Source organism: Enterococcus sp. AZ050 (assembly GCF_051715085.1).
GTDB lineage: Bacteria > Bacillota > Bacilli > Lactobacillales > Enterococcaceae > Enterococcus > Enterococcus faecalis.
In genome coordinates, this window is record NZ_JBIOTC010000001.1 from 2,173,720 (window position 1) to 2,196,420 (window position 22,701).

19 protein-coding genes, 1 tRNA gene and 1 other annotated feature are annotated in these 22,701 nt (G+C 36.9%); of the genes, 16 read left to right on the forward strand and 4 right to left on the reverse strand.

All coding sequences use genetic code 11. The annotated features are described in order from the left end of the window. The first annotated feature begins 12 nt into the window (after window positions 1-12). From IGJ04_RS10635 to IGJ04_RS10650, 4 genes are all read left to right on the forward strand, one after another. Window positions 13-1,221 carry an LCP family glycopolymer transferase gene (locus tag IGJ04_RS10635; protein WP_438840199.1) on the forward strand — a complete coding sequence of 403 codons (1,209 nt, stop codon included), beginning with the start codon at window positions 13-15 and terminating at the stop codon, window positions 1,219-1,221. A 129-nt stretch (window positions 1,222-1,350) separates the two neighbouring features. Next, window positions 1,351-2,052 (forward strand): glucosamine-6-phosphate deaminase, encoded by a 702-nt coding sequence (nagB, locus tag IGJ04_RS10640; RefSeq protein ID WP_002355352.1) that lies wholly within the window; start codon window positions 1,351-1,353, stop codon window positions 2,050-2,052. Between the two features lie 95 nt (window positions 2,053-2,147). Beyond that, a complete protein-coding gene (locus tag IGJ04_RS10645; protein WP_002355354.1) occupies window positions 2,148-2,849 on the forward strand; it encodes an MgtC/SapB family protein in 702 nt (233 codons plus the stop codon). A gap of 79 nt (window positions 2,850-2,928) precedes the next feature. After that, window positions 2,929-3,285 carry a hypothetical protein gene (locus IGJ04_RS10650; protein WP_002375865.1) on the forward strand — a complete coding sequence of 119 codons (357 nt, stop codon included), beginning with the start codon at window positions 2,929-2,931 and terminating at the stop codon, window positions 3,283-3,285. Between the two features lie 252 nt (window positions 3,286-3,537). On the opposite strand, the gene nrdF is transcribed toward IGJ04_RS10650, so the two are convergent. From nrdF to IGJ04_RS10670, 4 genes are all read right to left on the reverse strand, one after another. Continuing rightward, on the reverse strand, window positions 3,538-4,503 hold the full coding sequence (nrdF, locus tag IGJ04_RS10655; protein ID WP_002355357.1) for a class 1b ribonucleoside-diphosphate reductase subunit beta: 966 nt from the start codon (window positions 4,501-4,503) through the stop codon (window positions 3,538-3,540). Between the two features lie 200 nt (window positions 4,504-4,703). After that, window positions 4,704-6,863 carry a class 1b ribonucleoside-diphosphate reductase subunit alpha gene (nrdE, locus tag IGJ04_RS10660; RefSeq protein WP_438840200.1) on the reverse strand — a complete coding sequence of 720 codons (2,160 nt, stop codon included), beginning with the start codon at window positions 6,861-6,863 and terminating at the stop codon, window positions 4,704-4,706. Next, the gene (gene nrdI / locus IGJ04_RS10665) at window positions 6,844-7,221 is read right to left on the reverse strand and encodes a class Ib ribonucleoside-diphosphate reductase assembly flavoprotein NrdI (protein ID WP_002355359.1); all 378 of its coding nucleotides are present in this window, start codon (window positions 7,219-7,221) and stop codon (window positions 6,844-6,846) included. The genes nrdE and nrdI overlap by 20 nt, the downstream gene beginning before the upstream one ends. A 1-nt stretch (window position 7,222) precedes the next feature. Continuing rightward, the gene (locus IGJ04_RS10670) at window positions 7,223-7,447 is read right to left on the reverse strand and encodes a redoxin NrdH (RefSeq protein WP_002355360.1); all 225 of its coding nucleotides are present in this window, start codon (window positions 7,445-7,447) and stop codon (window positions 7,223-7,225) included. Between the two features lie 513 nt (window positions 7,448-7,960). On the opposite strand from IGJ04_RS10670, the gene IGJ04_RS10675 reads away from it, so the two are divergent. The 12 genes from IGJ04_RS10675 to IGJ04_RS10730 all read left to right on the forward strand — a co-directional run bounded on the left by IGJ04_RS10675 (window position 7,961) and on the right by IGJ04_RS10730 (window position 22,694). Next, window positions 7,961-8,434 (forward strand): ferrous iron transport protein A, encoded by a 474-nt coding sequence (locus tag IGJ04_RS10675; protein WP_002355361.1) that lies wholly within the window; start codon window positions 7,961-7,963, stop codon window positions 8,432-8,434. After that, window positions 8,431-10,581: a ferrous iron transport protein B gene (gene feoB, locus IGJ04_RS10680; RefSeq protein WP_002355363.1), complete on the forward strand. Its 2,151-nt coding sequence runs from the start codon at window positions 8,431-8,433 to the stop codon at window positions 10,579-10,581. The genes IGJ04_RS10675 and feoB overlap by 4 nt, the downstream gene beginning before the upstream one ends. Window positions 10,582-10,587: 6 nt before the next feature. Next, on the forward strand, window positions 10,588-10,725 hold the full coding sequence (locus tag IGJ04_RS10685; RefSeq protein WP_002355364.1) for a hypothetical protein: 138 nt from the start codon (window positions 10,588-10,590) through the stop codon (window positions 10,723-10,725). Between the two features lie 81 nt (window positions 10,726-10,806). Further along, window positions 10,807-10,880 (forward strand) — tRNA-Lys (locus tag IGJ04_RS10690). A 280-nt stretch (window positions 10,881-11,160) separates the two neighbouring features. Next, complete coding sequence (locus IGJ04_RS10695; RefSeq protein WP_438840355.1) at window positions 11,161-12,036, forward strand: aldo/keto reductase; 876 nt, start codon at window positions 11,161-11,163, stop codon at window positions 12,034-12,036. 22 nt (window positions 12,037-12,058) lie between these two features. Continuing rightward, window positions 12,059-12,541 (forward strand): VOC family protein, encoded by a 483-nt coding sequence (locus IGJ04_RS10700; RefSeq protein ID WP_002355441.1) that lies wholly within the window; start codon window positions 12,059-12,061, stop codon window positions 12,539-12,541. A gap of 166 nt (window positions 12,542-12,707) precedes the next feature. Beyond that, window positions 12,708-14,153, forward strand: a complete 1,446-nt coding sequence (cls, locus tag IGJ04_RS10705) for a cardiolipin synthase (protein ID WP_002355443.1) — start codon at window positions 12,708-12,710, stop codon at window positions 14,151-14,153. A gap of 292 nt (window positions 14,154-14,445) precedes the next feature. Further along, window positions 14,446-14,660: a binding site (T-box leader), on the forward strand. A 191-nt stretch (window positions 14,661-14,851) separates the two neighbouring features. Next, window positions 14,852-16,108 carry a tyrosine--tRNA ligase gene (tyrS, locus tag IGJ04_RS10710; protein WP_002355444.1) on the forward strand — a complete coding sequence of 419 codons (1,257 nt, stop codon included), beginning with the start codon at window positions 14,852-14,854 and terminating at the stop codon, window positions 16,106-16,108. Between the two features lie 298 nt (window positions 16,109-16,406). Then, entirely contained in the window at window positions 16,407-18,269 is a 1,863-nt protein-coding gene (gene tdc / locus IGJ04_RS10715) for a tyrosine decarboxylase (RefSeq protein WP_002355450.1), read from the forward strand. A 202-nt stretch (window positions 18,270-18,471) separates the two neighbouring features. Next, on the forward strand, window positions 18,472-19,890 hold the full coding sequence (gene tyrP / locus IGJ04_RS10720; protein WP_002355453.1) for a tyrosine-tyramine antiporter: 1,419 nt from the start codon (window positions 18,472-18,474) through the stop codon (window positions 19,888-19,890). A gap of 124 nt (window positions 19,891-20,014) precedes the next feature. Further along, window positions 20,015-21,421 (forward strand): Na+/H+ antiporter NhaC, encoded by a 1,407-nt coding sequence (nhaC, locus tag IGJ04_RS10725; protein ID WP_002363118.1) that lies wholly within the window; start codon window positions 20,015-20,017, stop codon window positions 21,419-21,421. Window positions 21,422-21,776: 355 nt separating this feature from the next. Further along, on the forward strand, window positions 21,777-22,694 hold the full coding sequence (locus IGJ04_RS10730) for a hypothetical protein (RefSeq protein WP_438840201.1): 918 nt from the start codon (window positions 21,777-21,779) through the stop codon (window positions 22,692-22,694). Window positions 22,695-22,701 lie beyond the last annotated feature (7 nt).

The window sequence follows — 22,701 nt, forward strand, 5'->3', positions numbered from 1 at the left end:
AGGAAGTGTCTTATGAAACTATGGAAAAAAGTAGTACTGGGCTTCTTGAGCGTCTTGCTAGTGGCAGTAGCTGGGGTATGTGCTTACGGGATTAAGATGTATTTAGATGCCAATTCAACAATTAATGGGATCTATCAATCAGTTAACCGTAAGTCCAATAAAGGAGCCACGGCCAATATTGATGCGCAAGAACCATTCTCTGTTCTTTTAATGGGGATTGACACAGGCGATTTAGGTCGAACAGAACAAGGTCGTTCAGATACTACAATGGTTGTAACCATCAACCCGAAAGAAAACAAGTCCACAATGATCAGTTTGGATAGAGATATTCTAACAGATATTGTTGGAAATGACACACAAGACAAATTGAACCATGCCTATGCATTTGGTGGCGCCGAAATGGCGATTAATACAGTCCAAGAATTACTGGATATTCCCATCCATCACTATGTATCCATCAATATGAAAGGGTTAAAAGACCTGATTGATGCGGTAGGCGGTATTGAAGTAGATAATACGATTGGTGAATTTACGTTGGACGGTATTACTGTTCCAGCAGGTAAAATCAAGTTAGATGGCACGACAGGTTTGGCTTATGCGCGGATGCGTCACGAAGATCCTGAAGGAGATGTGGGTCGTCAACGCCGCCAACGAGAAGTTGTTGAGAAAATCGTGCGCAAAGTCATGAGTTTTGATGGTGTTTCAAAATATCGAAAAATTCTTGATGCTGTTGAAGCCAACGTAAAAACAGACTTAACTTGGGATGACATGATGGACATCCAATCAAAATATTTGTCTGCCTTTAAAACAATTGACTCTGAACAATTACAAGGATACAGTGCAACTATTGATGATATTTATTATCAAGTCCTAGATCCAAATAGTTTATACAAAACACAAACAACACTTAGAAAACAACTTGGTTTAAAAGAACATGCTTCTGAACGTGAAAAAGATTTAGCTTTTTATAATCAGTTTAGCTATGCTGTTACAGATACTGCACTGATTGGTGAATCTGGTGATTCAAGTGCCAATAGCTCTACTAGTTCGAGTAGCACAGCGGACACCACAGCCGGTCAAACAGAATACAACGGCAATACGCAACAAGCAGCAGAAGGAGCCTATGATCCGAATACGTACGTTGACCCAAATACGTACACAGATCCAAACGCTTATGCTGATCCAAATACGTATGTGGATCCCAACGCACCACAATATTAATCTGTTAAACAAGCTCGAAAACTTCTATTTCTGATGGAAATAGAAGTTTTTTTCTTTTATTCTAGAAATTTTTTTCAGAAGGTGTTATAATTGGACTATACCAAAATAAACCGTAAGGAGCGTGTCAAAATGCAAATTATCCGTGTAGCAAATGCAGAAGAAGGCGGCAAAAAAGCGTTTGAATTAATTAAAGAAGGTATGAACAATGGTGCGAAAGTTTTAGGCTTAGCAACAGGTAGTACACCAGAAACATTATATAAAGAAATGACAGCAAGTGATGTCGACTTTACAGAAATGACTTCTGTAAACTTAGATGAATATGTTGGTTTAGGTGGCGAAGATGAGCAAAGTTACCGTTATTTCATGAACAAACACTTATTTGACAAAAAACCATTTAAAGAAACATTTGTACCAAATGGTAAAGCAGAAGATTTAGATGCTGCTTCCGCAGAATATGAAAAAATTATCGATGCACATCCAGTAGATATCCAAATCTTAGGTATTGGTCAAAATGGACACATTGGTTTCAACGAACCAGGCACACCTCTAGATAGCTTAACACATGTCGTTGAGTTGACTGAATCAACAATCAACGCAAACAAACGTTATTTTGACAAAGTAGAAGATGTCCCAACACGTGCTGTTTCTATGGGGATTGGCTCAATCATGAAAGGTAAAAAAATGATTTTAATGGCTTATGGCGAAGCAAAAGCAGAGGCCATTAAAGGAATGATTGACGGACCAGTAACAACAGACATGCCAGCAAGTGCATTACAAAACCATCAAGATGTTGTTGTAATCATTGATGATGCAGCTGCAAGTAAATTATAATCGTTGATTAAAAAGAACTTGAAACATAAGGATTTCCTTATGTTTCAAGTTCTTTTTTTGTTATACTGGAAGTAATAGAAGAAGAGGTGAAAAGGATGTTACAGCTAACAATTCCAGAAATTATTTTACGGTTAGTCCTAGCGATGGTGATGGGTGGCGCAATTGGTTTTGAAAGACAATATAAGAATCGCCCAGCAGGGATGCGCACTCACATTTTAGTTTGTATGGGCGCGGCTATTATTGCGTTAATTCAGTCGCAAATTGCAATCAATGCATTGAAAGATGCGTTAGCTAATCCGGCTTTGACGGGGGTCATTCGTTCAGATCAAGCAAGATTGATCGCACAAGTTGTAAGTGGAATCGGCTTTTTAGGTGCTGGAACCATCATTGTAACGAAACAAAGTGTCACCGGATTGACGACAGCCGCGTCGCTATGGACCGTTGCTGGTTTAGGGATTGCGGTGGGCATGGGCTACTATACGATTGCCTTAACAAGTTTTATCGGTGTATTATTTGCCTTAACCATTGTCAAACGAATTATTCACGTACCAACAATCAAAAAATTAGAAATTCGCTATCAACATAAACAAGAAACCAAAGAATTTATTAATCAGTATTTTGAAGAAAAACATATTGAAATTTATGATGTGAACTTCAATGTTTCTTGGGTGGATGATACAAAAATCTATACGAATATCTATACTATTGATTTGCCTAAAGGCCTAACGTATGCCGATGTTATCGAAGATCTATCTGTTTCAAATAATGTAACAAAATTACGATTGATTAATGTGTAGAAATTAAAAAATATCTCATGAAATGGATGCTTTTAGCGTTTGGTTTTATAGGGATAATGAAAATAGAGAGGGATGTAGGATGAAAAATAATCAAGAAAAAGCTAATGAGAAAATGAATATCTCTAATTCTTCTTTTGATAAAATGAATACAAAAGTAGATCCTTCGCAAAATGGTTCACCCCTTCCATTTCAAGTGGGAGATTTTGCTTCTACCAGATTTGAAAAAGGAGAAGAAAAATCTAGCCGAGAAATACTCCAATTTTATTTGGTGGGCATTATTTTATCTCTTATTGGGTATCTAGGGTTAATAAAAATTCCCGTATTTAAGAATGTTTTGGAAAATACTATCGGTTCTTTTGTTATTTTAGCCTGCATCATAATTTTTAGCTTTATTTTCTCCAAAATTATCCAGGTTGCTTTTAAAAGAAAAAAGTAAGCCATTTTGCATAAGCTAATTGTTATCCTGTTTATCAGGGGCAATGAGAAAAGAAATTACTTATAAGTTAGAGTAGGGTACATAATAAAATGGTTTCATACTCTAATTTATATATATATTTTACTTAGGGAGGTGAAAAGTATGTTTGGTTGGATTAGTTCTTGGTTCGGTGGCGGCTCATTCGGCGGTGGCGGCGCCTCAGGAAGTTGGTAAAATAAAAAGCTAGAAACGTTGATCGTTTCTAGCTTTTTGCTATTTATCTAAACCGTAAAGATAGTCATCATCTTTCATGGCTTCAACTGTTCCTAGTAAATAGCCATTTCCTACTTGAGAGAAGAAGTCATGGTTGCTAGTTCCTGTCGAAATACCATTCATTACAATCGGGTTCACATCATTGGCTGTATCCGCAAATAAGGGATCCATACCTAAGTTCATTAAAGCTTTGTTGGCGTTGTAACGTAAAAAGGTTTTTACTTCTTCGGTCCAACCTAAGTCATCATATAATTCTTCTGTATAACGTTCTTCATTTTCGTACAATTCGTAAAGTAAATTATACATCCAGTCTTTTAGTTTATCTTGCTCATCTTCTGGTAATTCATTAAATCCTAATTGGAATTTATAGCCAATATACGTGCCGTGCACTGATTCATCACGGATAATCAATTTAATAATTTCAGCGACGTTCGCTAGTTTATTGTTTCCTAAATAGTAAAGGGGAGTGTAGAACCCAGAATAGAATAAAAACGTTTCTAAAAATACACTAGCAATTTTTTTCTCTAACGGAGTACCGTTTTTATAAATTTCGTTAATCCGTTCTGCTTTATATTGCAGATGTTTGTTGGTATTTGTCCACTCAAAAATATCATCAATCTCTTTTTTTGTATTTAATGTACTGAAGATAGAAGAATAACTTTTGGCATGGACAGATTCCATGAATTGGATGTTATTTAAGACGGCTTCTTCATGGGGCGTCCGCACATCATTTCTCAGTTGATCCATGCCGCTTTCTGATTGAACAGTATCTAATAAAGTTAAACCGCCGAAAACGTAGCCGACAGTAGTTTTTTCTAAATCGGAAAGAGTCCGCCAATCATCTAAGTCATTGGATAACGGAATCCGTGTATCTAACCAAAATTGTTCGGTTAATTTTTCCCAAGTGGATTTATCAATGACGTCTTCAATGGCGTTCCAGTTAATTGCTTCATAATACGTTGCCATGGTTATTCCTCCTGTATGCTGGGACAGCAGTCTGTTTGACTAGTTGTCTCGTTTCTTCGCTTAAAACGTTCTACAGAGTCCAAATAGGAGTGTGCAGCCGTTCTTCTTTGTCCAGTATATCTGAAAATGTCCTGTTTAAAAAGAGAACATTCCTAAAAAATAAGACGCTCAAGCAGAACGCCTTATTTAAGTGCTTTTCATTAAATCACGCAAGACTCACATTGATTGCTGCCAATTTCTTCAGCATCATCTGTAAATGTACGAATATAGTAAATTGATTTAATCCCTTTGTTGAACGCATAATGACGTAAAATGTTCAAGTCACGGGTTGTTTGTTTTGGTGTTTCTTTCCATTCATACAAGCCTTCAGGGATTTCTGAACGCATAAACAAGGTTAAACTCATTCCTTGATCAACGTGTTGTTGCGCTGTTGCGTAGACATCAATCACTTTGCGCATATCCATGTCGTAAGCAGAAGTATAGTAAGGGATTGTATCATTCGCTAAATAAGGCGCTGGATAGTAAATCTTACCAATTTTCTTCTCTTGACGTTCTTCAATCATGCGAGTAATTGGATGAATGCTGGCACTAGTATCATTAATATATGAAATTGAACCATTTGGCGCTACGGCTAAACGATTTTGATGATAAAGACCATCTTTTTTCACAGCATCGCGTAACGCAGCCCAATCTTCAGCTGTTGGAATCTGAATGTCTTTGAAGATTTCTTTCACTTTATCAAATTTTGGTGTAAAATTGCCTTCAATATATTTATCGAAGTAAGCACCAGAAGCATAATCTGATTTTTCAAAATTATGGAAGACTTGGTTACGTTCTTTCGCAATTTGGTTACTTTCCATTAAAGTCCAGTAATTTAATAACATGAAATAAATGTCTGTAAAGTCTAATGATTCTTCAGAGCCGTATTCCATATGATTTTTAGCGAAGAAGGTGTGTAAGCCCATTGCGCCTAGTCCGATTGTATGGCTTAAACGATTTCCATTTTGGATAGTTGGCACGACATCAATTTCAGAAGCATCTGTTACAAAAGTTAACGCACGCGTCATAGCGCGGACAGATTTTCCAAAGTCAGGACTTTCCATTAAATTAACAATGTTAGTTGAACCTAAGTTACAACTAATATCTGTTCCTAAAACTTCATATTCTTGTTTCCCATTAATAACAGAAGGCGTTTGAACTTGAAGAATTTCAGAACATAAGTTACTCATGATAATCTTGCCATCAATCGGATTGTTTTTGTTAGCAGTATCAATATTGATGATATAAGGATAGCCAGATTCTTGTTGTAATTTAGAAATTTCATTTTCTAAGTCACGGGCTTTAATTTTACGTTTACGTATGTTTGGATTGGCCACTAGGTTATCATATTCTTTGGTAATATCTACATAGGAATAAGGTACACCATATTCACGTTCCACACTATAAGGACTAAATAAATACATATCTTCGTTGTTACGCGTTAATTCGTAAAATTTATCTGGAACAATAACACCAAGAGACAACGTTTTTACACGGATTTTTTCATCAGCGTTTTCTTTTTTAGCAGATAAGAACATTTCAATATCTGGATGGAAGACGTTTAGATAAACCACACCAGCACCTTGACGTTGACCTAGTTGGTTAGAGTAGCTAAAGCTATCTTCAAATAATTTCATAACAGGGACAACACCACTTGCTGCGCTATCGTAACCTTTGATTGGTGCGCCCGCTTCACGTAAGTTGGAAAGAGTAATCCCTACGCCACCGCCGATTCGTGATAATTGAAGGGCAGAATTAATTGAACGCCCAATGCTGTTCATATCATCTGTTACTTGAACTAAGAAACAAGAAACCAATTCACCTCGACGTTTACGCCCAGCGTTTAAGAAAGAAGGTGTGGCTGGTTGATACCGTTGATGGATCATTTCATCCGCCAATGTTAAAGCCAACTCTTCATCGCCATCCGCAAAATACAAGGCATTAAAGGCAACCCGATCTTCATATGTTTCTAAATACTCTGTTCCGGCGTTGTTCTTTAAAGCGTATTGAGAATAAAATTTATAAGCCGCCATGAAAGACTTGAATTGGAAATGTTGTTCATCTAAGAAAGCATACAATTTTTCAATAAAGTCCATTGAATATTTTTCGATGAATTCAGTTTCAATAAAATCTTCTTTCATTAAAAAGTTGATTTTTTCTTCAGCAGAGCTGAATTTACGTGTATTCGGTTCTACATTTTCTTTAAAGAAGGCTGCGAGTGCTTCTTTATCTTTATTTAAAGGGATTTGACCATCAACAGGACGGTTAATCTCGTTATTCAGTTTGAAATAGCTGACATCTTTAATTTCTTTTAGACTCAATTTCTTCCACTACTTTCTTAAAGGTCTCCACGTCTTCGTCTGTTCCGCTAAACTCAAAGGAGTATAGAAGCGGAACGTGGTAATCGCGGGCAATATCTTTGGCGGTATAGACAAATAATTCAGCAAAATTACGGTTGCCCCCACCAGCTACACCAACTAACAGTTCTTGGTTACTTTTATAATCAAGAAAGTCATTCACTACCTCTGTAATTTCTGCATCATAGGTAGGAATGACAAGAATAAAAGGCTCATTTATTTCAAAAAAAGGATTCGCTGGCTCAAGTTCATAAGCAGGCAAATCCAATTTTTTAATAAAGCGCCTTGTTTGACCGGTGACTGAAAAATAAACAAGTTTCATCTTAGCTAGCCAATTGTTTTAATTGGTCTGGACGGAAGCCAACAACGGTTGTTGCTTCAGATGTGATTACCGGTACGCTTTGGAACCCTTGTTCTTTTAACCAGTCGATAGCATCTGGTTGTGCGTCGATATTGATTTCTTCAAAAGCGATGTTATTTTCACTTAGGAAACGTTTCGCCATTTTACATTGGATACAGTTATTTTTTGAAAAGATTTTTACGTTCATTGAAAGTTCCTCCTCTTTTTTTCTACATAGACTAGTATAAATCTATGTAGAAAAAAGTCAACACTTTAACACTATATATTGTGGTGCGTTTTTCTCATAATACTAGTTTTTGTGTTTTTGAAAGAAAAATGAAAACACGTGAATCCTCGTTTTTGGGAGAAAAAACACATTGGTCAGTGTTTGACAAACAAAAAAATTAAAATTTTGAAAGAGAACATTTAGTGAAAAAACACTAAATATTGTGTTGACATTTGAGTTAGGCACAAGAAGAAAAAATAAGCGGATTTGTTATTGAATGAGTGGAATTTTATAGTAGCTAGTAACATAAAAAACAAGAGCTGACTTTTTTTCAAAAATGGTAACCTGAAAAAAGTGTCTCTATATAGAAGGAAAATAGAAGAAAACAGGAGATACATCCAGAAATTCATTGACTTTCCGTGTAAGCAAGCGTATTCTTTTAATTGAGAACGATTCTCATTTTCGTTTGAAACTTTTTCACATGGAGGAAAGTAAATGATTACGTTAGCGCAGGCAGAAGTTGGGAAAGTCTATACAGTCGAAAGCGTCCAAGCAGATGTTCAGACAAAGAAACATCTGAACAATTTAGGTGTCGTTGCAGGCCAAGCAGTTGTCCTTGTCAATTATCAGAATCAAAATGGTATTGTTTTATTACATAATAGTCGAATTGCGCTGACAGATACGATTTTACAAGCGATTCATGTGGAGGAGCGCTCGGCGAATGAGAAAGTTTGGGTCTCCTTGGATACCTTGAAAGTTGGAGAACGCGCTACAATAGTAGGGATCCACGGACAAGGAGCGGTGAAACGTCGGTTGATGGACATGGGCTTAACAAAAGGAACAGTAATTTTTATTCGCAAAGTAGCTCCTTTAGCTGATCCAATTGAAATCAATGTACGTGGCTACGAACTAACGTTACGAAAAAGTGAAGCGGAACTAATCTTGGTTGAAAAGGAGGAAAGCGAATGACTCAGCAAATTGCACTAGCCGGCAACCCTAATAGCGGTAAAACGACAACGTTCAATATGTTAACAGGAGCCAACCAATATGTTGGAAACTGGCCAGGGGTGACTGTGGAACGCAAAGAGGGGGTGGCAAAGAAAGATAAGACACTCATTATTCAAGATTTGCCAGGGATTTACTCTCTTTCTCCTTATACGCCTGAAGAAATTGTGGCACGAGATTATCTTTTGGAGGACCAACCTTCAGTGATTTTGAATATTCTCGATGTGACCAATTTGGAACGGAATCTTTATTTAACAACACAATTAATTGAAACTGGATTACCGGTTGTTTGTGCGTTAAATATGATGGATTTGTTGGAAAAAAACGGCCAAACATTGAATAGTGAAAAGTTAAGTTATGGCTTAGGCGTGCCTGTCGTTGAGATTAGTGCTTTGAAGAATCGTGGGTTGGATCATGCTTTAAAACAAAGTAAGCAGCGAGCGAATGCCATAGAGACAGAGGTTATTTATCCTTCTTATGATAATCGCTTAGAAGCAGCACTTGCTGAAATTGTTGATATTTTAGGAAATACTGTTCCTGAAACGCAACAGCGTTGGTATAGTTTAAAACTTTTTGAACGAGATGTTCGAACCAAAGAGCAATTATTATTGAGTTCTTTTCAAGAAAAAGAAATTGAAGAAGTCATACAAATTACCGAAAAAATCTTTCAAGATGAAAGTGAAGCCATTATCATTAATGAACGCTATGCCTTTATTGCTCGATTAATTGCTTTGTGTGCGACGAAAAAAACAGAAATGACATTTACTCATAGTGATAAGATTGACCGAGTGGTAACCAATCGGTGGTTGGCGTTGCCAATCTTTGCGTTTGTGATGTGGTTGGTCTATTACTTATCTATTCAAACGGTTGGTACAATGGGGACAGACTGGTTAAATGATGTCTTTTTTGGGGAATGGGTTCCTCAATTTGTAGGAAATTGGTTGGCGCAATGGCAAGTAGCGCCATGGATGCAAAGTTTAATTTTAGATGGGATCATTGCAGGTGTTGGGGCTGTGTTAGGCTTTTTACCACAACTGGCCGTCCTGTTTTTATGTTTAGGTTTTTTAGAAGATTGTGGCTATATGGCACGGATTGCCTTTGTCATGGATCGCTTGTTTCGGAAATTCGGCCTATCTGGTAAGTCGTTTATTCCAATGTTAATTGCGACAGGTTGTGGGGTCCCAGGCGTGATGGCTAGTCGAACGATTGAAAACGAACGCGATCGGCGAATGACTATTATGGTCACGACTTTTATGCCATGTTCGGCGAAGTTGCCAATTATCGCTCTGATTGCAGGTGCATTTTTTCCTAACCAAAGTTGGGTCTCGCCCTCTGCTTATTTCTTAGGGGTTGCTTCCATTGTGTTGTCAGGGATTGCTTTAAAAAAGACCAAGCATTTTTCGGGAGATCCAGCACCATTTATTATGGAACTTCCCGCCTATCATTTGCCACAGCTTAGAAGTGTGGTTCGGCATGCCTATGAACGATGTCGCTCATTTGTAAAAAAAGCAGGAACGATTATTTTTGTTTCCAGTATTCTCATTTGGTTCATGTCACATTATTCTGTGACGTTTCAACCCGTTCCAGAAAGTCAAAGTATTCTAGCATTTCTAGGTAAAGGGTTGGCGGTGCTATTTATCCCATTAGGCTGGGGTAATTGGCAAGGGGCAGTTGCCACAATTACAGGATTGATAGCGAAAGAAAATATTATTGGTACCTTAGGCATTTTATTTGGCAATGTGAAAGATGTTTCTGAAAACGGGGTAGAAGTCTGGGGCGCACTGCAACACACCTTTACGCCAGTCGCGGCCTATTCGTTCTTAACTTTTAACTTATTATGTGCACCTTGTTTTGCTGCAATTGGCGCAATTCGTCGTGAAATGGGAGACCTCAAATGGACATTAGGAGCCATTGGTTATCAATGCGGTTTGGCTTATATGGTTAGTTTTGTGATTTATCAATTGGGCCATGTGTTAGTCGAAAAAGGCACACTAACTCTGGGGACTTTTTTAGCGATGGGTGTTGTTTTAGCTGGCTTTTATTTCCTTATAAGAAAACCAAAGCCAGGCAAAGAAAGTGTCCAAGCAATCACTTCTTTAGAAAGAGGGTAATAACGGATGGCAACAATTATTTTATCCATTTTAATTTTTGGAACAGCAGGAATCATCACCTATCGACGAATCAAAAAAGGGGAAAGTTGTGAAGATTGTCAAACAGCTTGTCCTGTAAAAAAAGAACAATCTTCACAAGAATAACAACTGAAAAAAATTCCCTCTTGTATAAATAATAGCGGAGTGCTACAATATTGAGGTAGCTGAAAAGCTATTTTATACAACGGGGGCATAGCTCAGTTGGTTAGAGCATCTGACTCTTAATCAGAGGGTCTAGGGTTCGAATCCCTATGCCCCCATTGGGTGCCAAACCCACGAGAACGGTATTCTGTCGGCGTCTTAGGACGTTTCGAAGACGGAGTACGCGTTCTCTTTTTTTTTACATAAAATGTCGTGTGTCGTGAGAGATACACTAGTTAAATCGGTTAAAGAATGCTACGCTTAGAAGAGAGAAAAAGTATGTTATATAAAAAAAGTTAAAAATTTTTCAGGCTAAAAAAGCGAATTTACCAAAAAGCGCACTTTTTGGTTCCTATGAAACGAAAAAGTACGTACTATACAGCATGTACGGCACGGTATATGATGATATCAGAAAACGTTAAAGGAGCGAATCAAATGATTACATCACTAGCAGATACAGTAACATTAAACAACGGCACTAAAATTCCAGGAATGGGTCTCGGGGTATTCCAAATACCAGACGAAGAGACAGCAAAAGTGGTCGAAGGAGGGATTATCAATGGTTATCGTTTAATCGATACAGCGCAAATCTATGGCAATGAATCTGGTACAGGAGCGGGAATTAAAGCAGGCTTAGCGGCAACTGGTTTGAACCGTGAGGACTTATTTGTTACCTCGAAAGTTTGGAACGCGCATATTTCCTATGATGAAACAATTCAAGCTTTCAATGATAGTTTGGAACGTTTAGGTTTAGATTATTTAGATTTGTATTTAATTCATTGGCCAGGAAATAATTCTTACAAAGAATCATGGCAAGCTTTAGAAACTTTATACGCCGAAGGAAAAGTGAAAGCAATTGGTGTCAGCAACTTCCAAGTTCATCATTTAGAAGATTTACTTTCTTATGCAAAAGTTGTTCCGGTAATTAACCAAGTGGAACTACATCCAAAATTGGATCAAAAAGAAGTGCGTGATTTCTGTGAAAAACATGATATCAAAGTCCAAGCTTGGTCACCGTTGATGCAAGGTCAATTATTATCGAATGAAACCATTTTGGCGATTGCTGAGAACCATAATAAATCAGCAGCGCAAGTGATTTTACGTTGGGATATTCAACAAGATATCTTATTAGCCGTGAAATCTGTCCACAAAGAACGGATGATTAACAATGCAGCGGTCTTTGATTTTGAACTAAGTGCAGAAGAAATGGCACAAATTAACCAATTGAATGAATCGTTACGTGTGGGACCAGATCCAGACACGTTTGATTTCTAAAAATTAACTAGGAGGAGATATAATGAGTGAAGCAGTTAAAGGTTTTTCAGTAGTCAACCACGTGGGGATTACAGTCAGTAATTTGGATGAATCAGTGAAGTTTTATGAAGCATTAACAGGAACAAAAATCGCAAATCGTGATGAAATTGGTGGAAAACGGATGGCCCAAACACAAGGGTTAGATGATACATTAATCAAGTATGCCAATGTGCATCTAGAAAACATCAATATTGATTTATTAGAATATGTTAAACCAAAATCAGAAAAAGCTTCTTATTCCAACGAACAAATTAGTGCAATGCATATGTGTTTCGAAGTGGAAGATATTGATGCAGCTGTTGCACGTTTAAGAGCGATTGGCGTAGAACCTGATGGAGAGCCGATTACATTCCAAGAAGAAGATGGCTTGAAGAGCGGTTTTGGTACAGGGGTCGCTTACTTTACCGATCCAGATGGTACAAATTTAGAATTGATTGCTCCTAAAGGTCCATTTACACGAAATTAAGTTAAAGGACTTTCAAACAAACATCAAAAAGAACCCCTCATTCTAGTTACTGGTACTAGAATGAGGGGTTCTTTTTATTTTTTTAGACAGAAGCAGCTAAAGAAAAGATATTCCAAATCCGTAATTGATGGTATACTAAAACGTAACAAATAAAGGAGGAAGACAATTGATTCTTAGCGTCTTAACAGTTATTTATTTTATTAATGCAATTATTGCGGGAATTACCATTTTGTTAAAACCTCGAGATGTAGCAGCAATTTGGGCATGGCTACTCGTACTGATTGCTCTACCCGTTTTTGGTTTTTTCTTATATTTATTCTTTGGGCGCGGTTTAACCGACAAAAAGAAATTTTATTTGCAACAAAGTGATTTGCGGGAATTAGAGAATTTTCAGAATTTCCAAGAAGAAAGTTTTGAACTTTATAGTCAAAAGATGCCGACGGAGGAGCAACAACAGTTTACAGACTTTTTTTCCTCGTTGAATAGGATGCCTCTGACTAAGAAAAATGATGTTCAAATTTTTACGGATGGTACGGAAAAATTCAATGCGTTGATGGCGGACATAAAAAAAGCTCAGCACTCCATTCATATTGAATATTATGCCTTTGTAACGGATCATATCGGCACCAAAATTTTGAACTTATTAGAAGAAAAGGCGGCTGAAGGGGTTGAAGTGCGGTTGCTTTACGATGCCTTTGGCTCAAAGGGCACCAAGGTTCATCATTTGAATGAATTGAAAAAAAACGGTGGTTTTGTCCAAACGTTTATTACTTCTCAAAAAGCACTTTTGAAGTTTCGTTTGAATTATCATGATCACCGGAAAATTGTTGTTATTGACGGAAAAGTAGGCTACATTGGCGGCTTTAATGTTGCCGATCAATATGCCGGAACGACTAAAAAGTTTGGCTATTGGCGGGATACACATTTACGGATTCAAGGGCCAGCAGCCTCATTACTGCAAATGCGTTTTTTAATGGATTGGAACGTCTCTTCCCCCGAGAAAAATCGTGTGGCGTATCAATTGGATTATTTCTTTAAACTTGAAGCATTGGTGCCAGAGGCAAATACATCCATTCAGATGATTGCCAGTGGTCCTAACAGTGACCGTGAACAAATTAAATTGGCCTTTATTAAATTGATTACTTCTGCCAAGAAAAGAGTCTGGATTCAAACGCCGTATTTAGTTCCTGATGATAGTGTCTTGGCTGCTTTAAAGGTTGCTGCGGCTTCAGGAGTAGATGTTAAAATTATGATTCCAGATAAGCCCGACCATCCGTTTATTTATCGAGCAACACAGTATTACGGCCGCTTATTGATGAAAGAAAATATTGAAATTTTAATTTATAACGGTGGTTTCTTACATGCGAAAACAATGATTATGGATGATGAAGTCTGCACAGTTGGTTCAGCCAATCAAGATATCCGAAGTTACAAATTAAACTTTGAAGCAAATGCTGTGTTATATGATAAAAAAATCATTGATCAATTAGAAGCAATTTTCTTAGAAGATCGAAAAAAATGTACAACAATGACTCCAGAAGTTGTTCGCGACATGTCAAAATGGTTGATTTTTAAACAACAAATTTCACGATTATTTTCACCAATTCTTTAAAACTGTTTTTCACAAAATGACGAACTTCTGATCCGAAGTTCGTCATTTTTCTTCGGGAATTTTATAAAAGTATAGAAAATCACAAAAAAAGTCAAAAAAATTTTAAAGAATATTTTTTTAATTTTATTCGTTATTTTTTATCTGTAGTTGCTTTTAAAATAAATAAATATTATTTTAATTGTGTTATTTTATTTTTTGTGAAAAAGGGACATCTTTTATAAAAGTAAAAAAAATTAAGCAAAGAGTGTTGACAAAAAAAACGAAAAGGAATATGCTACATGTACAAGTTAAATACAAAGCAATGACAGAAAAGCAGTAGAGAAATAACCACTGTTACAGAAAGCTAGTGGCGCTGGAAACTAGTACACGTTATTTATCGAATTACATTCTTGAGCTTCTGCCTACAGGGCACGGGTAACAGCGTTATTTGTTAAGAGGTATATAGTATTTTAAATAAATTAAACTATGTATAAATTTGGGTGGTACCACGAGAAATTCGTCCCTAAGTCGTTTCAACGACTTAGGGATTTTTTGTATTCTTTTTTTGAATACGTGGCAAATCAAAGAAAATTTCGTGAACCCGTGTATACATAGAAATAAACACGGGATATCGTGTAAAAAAAAGTGTGTTAATCGTTTATTTCTTTAAATGAACGATTTCCTATAAAGAGATAATTATAAATATGGAGGGTGATAACATGAATATCATTGACGAGCTAGCATGGCGTGATGCAATCAATCAACAAACAAACGAAGAAGGACTAAGAGAACTTACAGAAAATACGAGCATTTCGCTATATTGCGGTGTCGATCCAACTGGAGATAGCATGCATATTGGACATTTAATTCCTTTTATGATGATGAAACGATTCCAATTAGCAGGTCATCACCCATACATTTTAATTGGTGGCGGAACTGGAACAATTGGTGACCCAAGTGGACGAACAACTGAACGTGTTTTACAAACGATGGAAGCTGTGCAACATAATGTGGACAGTCTTTCAAATCAAATGAAAAAATTATTTGGTAAAGATGCTGAGGTAACAATGGTGAACAACTACGATTGGTTATCAGAACTATCTTTATTAGATTTTTTAAGAGATTACGGGAAAAACTTTAATGTCAACACGATGTTGGCAAAAGACATTGTTGCTAGTCGTTTAGAAAGTGGCATTTCCTTTACAGAATTCACATACCAAATTCTTCAATCAATTGACTTTTACACATTGCATAAAAAACATAATATTCAATTGCAAATTGGTGGCGCTGATCAATGGGGCAATATCACTGCAGGATTAGATTTGATTCGTAAAAAAGAAGGACCAGAAGCCAAAGTATTCGGGTTAACCATTCCTTTAATGCTAAAAGCAGATGGTACAAAATTTGGGAAAACAGCGGGTGGCGCTATCTGGTTAGATCCTAAGAAAACCTCACCATTTGAATTCTACCAATTCTGGTTAAATCAAGATGATCGTGATGTCATCAAATACTTGAAATTCTTTACTTTCTTAGATAAAGAAGAAATCGATGCGTTAGCTGAAAAAGTTGAAAAAGAACCAGGTAAACGTGAAGCACAAAGACGCTTAGCTGAAGAAGTGACACGATTTGTTCACGATGATGCAGCATTAGAAGAAGCGCAAAAAATTTCAGAAGCTCTTTTCTCAGGCAATATTAAAGATTTAACGATTGAGGAAATCGAGCAAGGGTTAGAACATGTGCCAACTGTTGAAATTACCAAAGATGCTAAAAACATCGTAGATTGGTTAGTTGACACAGAAATCGAACCATCAAAACGTCAAGCTCGCGAAGATGTGAGCGGAGGAGCTATAAGTATTAACGGTGACCGAGTTACCGATTTAGATTTTGCAGTCGATCCAACACAACATTTCGATGGAAAATTCGTTGTTGTACGGAAAGGGAAGAAAAATTACTTTTTAGCAAAAGTAATGGATTAGAAATTGATAATAATTTCACGAAGAGAAGACGTGTGATTATTTGATCAAAGTTAAAATTCTATTTCTCCTTACAGGTAGTGGTGAAACCGTTAATACACCTAATAAGAGTGGGATTGTACACACAATCCCACTCTTATTTTTTTATATAATGGTTCTGACAAGACACCTTGTGAAAAAATTATAAAATTAAAGAGCTATGATAACCATTGTTATTTTTCTTCTTTACACTTTAGCCGTTTGGGTGTAAGTTGTGAATGCAAAATCTAATTCATTAAAATTTGTAAGGAGGAATTTTCGTATGAAAAACGAAAAATTAGCAAAAGGCGAAATGAACCTTAATGCACTATTCATTGGGGACAAAGCCGAAAACGGACAATTATATAAAGACTTGTTGATCGACTTAGTAGATGAACATTTAGGATGGCGTCAAAACTACATGCCACAAGACATGCCAGTTATCTCTTCTCAAGAACGCACATCTGAAAGCTACGAAAAAACTGTCAACCATATGAAAGATGTATTGAATGAAATTTCTTCTCGCATGCGTACACATTCAGTTCCATGGCATACAGCAGGTAGATATTGGGGACATATGAACTCAGAAACATTAATGCCTTCTCTATTAGCTTACAACTTTGCAATGCTATGGAACGGGAACAACGTTGCCTATGAATCTTCTCCAGCAACTTCTCAAATGGAAGAAGAAGTAGGACATGAATTTGCTCACTTGATGAGCTACAAAAATGGTTGGGGACACATCGTTGCTGATGGTTCTTTAGCTAACTTAGAAGGCTTATGGTATGCCCGTAACATTAAATCATTACCATTTGCTATGAAAGAAGTAAAACCAGAATTAGTTGCTGGCAAATCAGATTGGGAACTATTGAACATGCCAACAAAAGAAATTATGGACTTATTAGAATCAGCTGAAGATGAAATTGATGAAATCAAAGCTCATTCAGCTCGTTCAGGTAAACATTTACAAGCAATCGGTAAATGGTTAGTTCCACAAACTAAACACTATTCCTGGTTAAAAGCTGCTGATATTATCGGTATCGGTTTAGATCAAGTTATCCCAGTACCAGTTGACCATAACTACCGTATGGATATCAACGAATTAGAAAAAATCGTTCGTGGCTTAGCAGAAGAACAAATTCCAGTGCTAGGTGTTGTCGGTGTAGTTGGTTCTACTGAAGAAGGTGCCGTTGACTCAATCGATAAAATTATTGCTTTACGCGATGAATTAATGAAAGACGGTATTTACTATTATGTACACGTGGATGCTGCTTATGGTGGTTATGGACGTGCCATCTTCTTAGACGAAGACAACAACTTCATCCCTTACGAAGATTTACAAGATGTTCACGAAGAATACGGTGTCTTCAAAGAGAAAAAAGAACACATTTCAAGAGAAGTGTATGATGCATATAAAGCAATCGAATTAGCAGAATCAGTAACAATTGACCCTCATAAAATGGGTTATATCCCTTATTCAGCTGGTGGTATCGTTATCCAAGATATCCGTATGCGCGACGTTATTTCTTACTTCGCAACTTACGTATTTGAAAAAGGTGCCGATATTCCTGCGTTACTAGGTGCTTATATCCTTGAAGGTTCAAAAGCTGGTGCAACAGCTGCTTCTGTATGGGCTGCACATCACGTTTTACCTTTAAACGTTGCAGGTTATGGTAAATTAATTGGTGCTTCAATTGAAGGATCACATCATTTCTATAACTTCTTGAATGATTTAACATTCAAAGTTGGCGACAAAGAAATCGAAGTCCACACATTAACTCATCCAGACTTCAACATGGTTGACTATGTGTTTAAAGAAAAAGGCAACGATGATTTAGTAGCAATGAACAAATTAAACCATGATGTATATGACTATGCATCATACGTTAAAGGAAATATTTACAACAACGAATTCATTACTTCACATACTGACTTTGCTATTCCAGATTATGGCAACAGCCCATTAAAATTTGTAAACAGCTTAGGATTTAGTGACGAAGAATGGAACCGTGCAGGTAAAGTAACTGTGTTACGTGCTGCTGTAATGACTCCATACATGAACGATAAAGAAGAATTTGATGTTTACGCTCCTAAGATTCAAGCTGCTTTACAAGAAAAATTAGAACAAATTTACGACGTAAAATAATTGAATCTTAAACGGAAAAAAGAAATGGTAACCGAATGAGGGAACGTTCGTCTGATTGATTTATTTAAGAGATAAATCAACCAGATGGCTAACCTCTTAACCAATTCTTTGTCTGGGTAAGAGGCAGTCGAATGACTGTTTTACTCAGCGTATAACAGTCATTCATGCTCCTTATCCAAAATCTTATAAGGAGTGTACAAAATTGGATAAACAACAAGTTAAAAAAATTGAATTAGGTACTTTTATCGGTTTAACAATGGCATTGTGTGCAACTGTACGTAGTATCCCAACACTTGCTGCTGTTGGTTGGACATTAATTTCTTACACAATTTTCGCGGTCTTATTCTTTGCTGGTCCAATCGCATTGATATCTGGTGAATTATCTACGATGCTTCCTCAAGAAGGTGGCCCTCAACTTTGGGTTAAAACTGCCTTAGGTAGCAAATGGGGTTTTGTTGTCGCTTGGTTACTATGGGTGCAAATGTTCCCAGGAATGGTAATGGTTGCTTCTACATTAGGCCCTTTGCTAGGTAATACATTTGGTAATGTTCATTTAGGTGAAAATCATTGGTTCGTATTAGGTTGTATCTTAGTGATTTACTGGATTATTACAATCTTGAACTTGAAATTTGACATGGCGAAAGTTGGCGGAAATATTGGTGTTTGGCTAGGTGTTTACATCCCAGTATTAGTTATGTTTGTTTTAGGTCTTCTTTCAATGATTAAAGTAGGCTTAACACCTGGCGGCTATTTAGGTGCCTTCTCTTGGTCAAAAGTTTTACCAAACTTAGAAAATATGGACACATTTAAATATCTAGCAGGGATTGCGTTTATCTTTGTTGGGATTGAAATGTCTTCTGTTTATATTCCTCGTTTGAAAGATGCAACAAAAAATTATACAAAAGGCGTTTTCATTTCATTAATTGGTTTAGTTTTATTAAACGTTATTAATGCAATGTTTGTTGCTAATATTGTTCCAAATGGCAAAATGGAATTGTCTAACATTACACAACCAATTTTGCTTTATTGTGACGTTTTAGGTTTACCAACAATTATTGGTAATATCTTTAGTTTCATGGTCTTCTTAGGTGTGTTATTACAATTATCTGCTTGGGTTACTGGACCATCAAAAACAATTATTCAAGTTGCTCGTGATGGCTTATTGCCACCAAAATTTGGTTTCCATCGCGAAAATAAATATGGCGTTTCTCGTAACGTTGTGTTAACACAATCTGTAGTTATCTCATTATTCGCTTTACTTTATGGGGTAATGGATGATGTCAACGCTGTATTCTTAACTTTAACAAATGCAACAACAATTATTTATAGTATTGTGTATGTATTGATTGCGATTTCCCTAATTAAATTACGTAAATCTCAACCAGATACACTACGTCCTTACCGAATTGGTAAAAAAGGTAATGGCTTAGCTTATTTAGTGGCAGCAATGTTAATTTTTAGTGTTATCATTGTTATTTTCGCCACATTAGGTACAACAACCGTGACTGATGCAGTCTTAGTTGCATTAATCACTATTGTTATGTTTGTGATTCCGTTAATCATTAATCGCTTTAAAAAAGCAAGTTGGGCAACGGAAGTAAAAGAAGATTTAGGTGAATAAAAAGGCTAGCAATTATTTTGCTGAGTGCCTCTTCACCTGATGACTATAGTAAATTGTCGTTTGGAAACTGAAGCAAGTTCGATTATTGCTTCAGTTTTCGCTTTCCATAAAAGGAGGTTTTCATATGAAATCAACGAAACCTACTGTTTCGTTCGCTGAAAGTTTAGGCATTTTGATTGCCTTGTTAGCGATTCTCGGGTACTTAATTATTGGTCAAAAATTAACCCCTCACATACCGATTCTTTTTGTATTCATGTTGTTGTTGCTTTATGGCAAATGGAAAGGATTTTCTTGGGATGAAATCCACGAAGGCATTGTGGAAGGGATCAAACCAGGGATCATTCCGATTATTATTTTCTTGTTGATAGGTGTCTTAGTTGCTACTTGGATCTTATCTGGGACGATTCCAACAATTATGGTCTATGGTTTTAAAATTATCTCAGTGAAGTTCTTCTTACCAACCGTTTTTGTGGTCTGTGCACTAGTTGGTGTGACGGTAGGGAGCTCCTTTACAACTGTTTCAACTATGGGGATTGCCTTTCTAGGTATTGGACATATTCTTGGATTCGACAATGCGATGACAGCTGGTGCAGTTGTTTCAGGTGCCTTTTTGGGGAACAACATTTCACCGTTATCTGATACAACAAACTTAGCTGCTGGAATTGGTGGCGTGAACCTTTTTGAACATATACTAAACATGATGTACACTGTTATTCCGGCGTTTATTATTTCGATTGTCGGCTATATCTTCTTGGGGCATCAATCTGGTTCGGCGGATTTACAATCGGTTGATGCAATGGTCCAAACGTTACATCAAGGATTCTGGATTTCACCGATTACATTGTTGCCAGTAGCGGTTTTATTCTTATTCGCCTGGAAAAAGGTACCGGCTATTCCAACGTTACTAGTCGGCTCTACAGTGGCGGTCATCTTAGCTTTTATAAATGATCATCACCTAAGTTTAGCGAAAGTTTCTACCATTTTAATGAGTGGTTATGTGGCAGATACAGGGGACCAAAGTATTGATACACTTTTATCTCGTGGTGGGATTGAAAGCATGTTAGGTTCTGCTGCGTTGATTATTTTGGCATTAGGTTTGGGCGGCTTGTTGATTAAGTTTAACATCGTGGCTACTTTAATTGATAAAATTAAAGGTTATGTGAATAATCCAGCCAAATTAATCGCTTTAACTGCCTTAAGTTCTGTGGGAATTAACTTACTAGTTGGCGAACAATATTTGTCAATTATTTTACCAGGGGAAACATTTAAATCCTCATTTACTCGTTTAGGTATTGATAAAAAATATTTAACTCGTACTTTGGCAGATGCTGGGGCGGCAGTCAACTCGTTAATTCCTTGGGGAGTTAGTGGTACCTTCATTATGGGAACGTTAAAAGTTGGTGCACTAGAATACTTACCGTATGCCTTTTTCCCATTGCTTTGCCCTATTATCACCGTCATTTTGGGGATATTCTTAAAAAAACAACAAGGGGAAAACAAAAAAGCACCAGGGACTAACGTTGAATTGTGAGTTTTTTCAGATAATTAAACAATTGGTTACGATTGAACCTCAGTGTATCTACTGATTGGTTCAATCGTTTTTTCGTCACAGATTTTTTACAATTCTTCATATAATCTTTGAAGCTCCTTAAAGGCAATTTAATTATTCTAAGTTATGATACAAAGGATCAATCAAATAGGTGGATGAACGTGGTGTTAAACTCATAGAGACTAACAGTAGTTTATTCTTGCTCAATGTTGAGGTGTAGGTTCGAATCCTACCGTCCACTTTCTGTTATTTAAACCAACTAGAACGAAACACAAACAAGTGACGGATACACATGATTAAGGTACAATAAGGGTAGGGAAAACAAGGAGGAATTCTTATGAAAAAGATAGGGATTATTTCTAGTGCTTTTCTTTTAACCCTTGCTTTAGCAGCATGCGGCGGCGGAAAAAGTACAGAAAATACGGATAGTCGTTCCAGTGCTGCGGAAAGTACCACAGTCGAGAGTACAAAAGCATCTGCTACAAAAGAATCAAGTAGCAAAGCAGCAACAAAATCTAGTGATGCGAAACCGTCAGGAACAACAACAGCTGATTCGAAAGCAACAGCTTCTTCTACGAAGGAAGCGGCAAATAATGGCTCAGCAGAGAAGCAATCACCAGCGAAAAATGCGAATCCAGATGACCAAGCCAACCAAGTGCTTAACCAGCTAGCAAACATGTTTCCTGGTCAAGGCTTACCGCAGGCAATTTTAACGAGTCAAACGAATAACTTTTTAACTGCAGCGACAACTTCACAAGCGGATCAAAACAATTTCCGTGTTTTATATTATGCAGAAAAAGAAGCGATTCCAGTGAATGATGCACGTGTCAATCAGTTAACGCCAATTAGTTCTTTTGAGAAAAAAACATATGGCTCTGATGCCGAAGCAAAAAATGCAGTGAACCAAATCATTGACAATGGCGGTCAACCAGTAGATTTAGGTTACAATATTACTGGGTATAAACAAGGAGCGGCAGGTTCTAGTTACTTATCTTGGCAAGAAGGCAATTGGAGTTTAGTCGTACGGGCCTCAAATATCAATGGTGAATCGCCTGATGATTTAGCGAAAAATGTTGTCAACATTTTGGAACAAGAAACGTTGCCAGCACCGAATACCGTTGGTCAAATCACACTGAACGTGGCAGGAACCACTGACTATAATCGCAACTCAGTAGTTTGGCAAGCCGGTACAGTCGTTTACTCTGTCCATCATTTTGACCCAATTCAAGCAGTGAAGATGGCAACATCGATTTAAATAATCA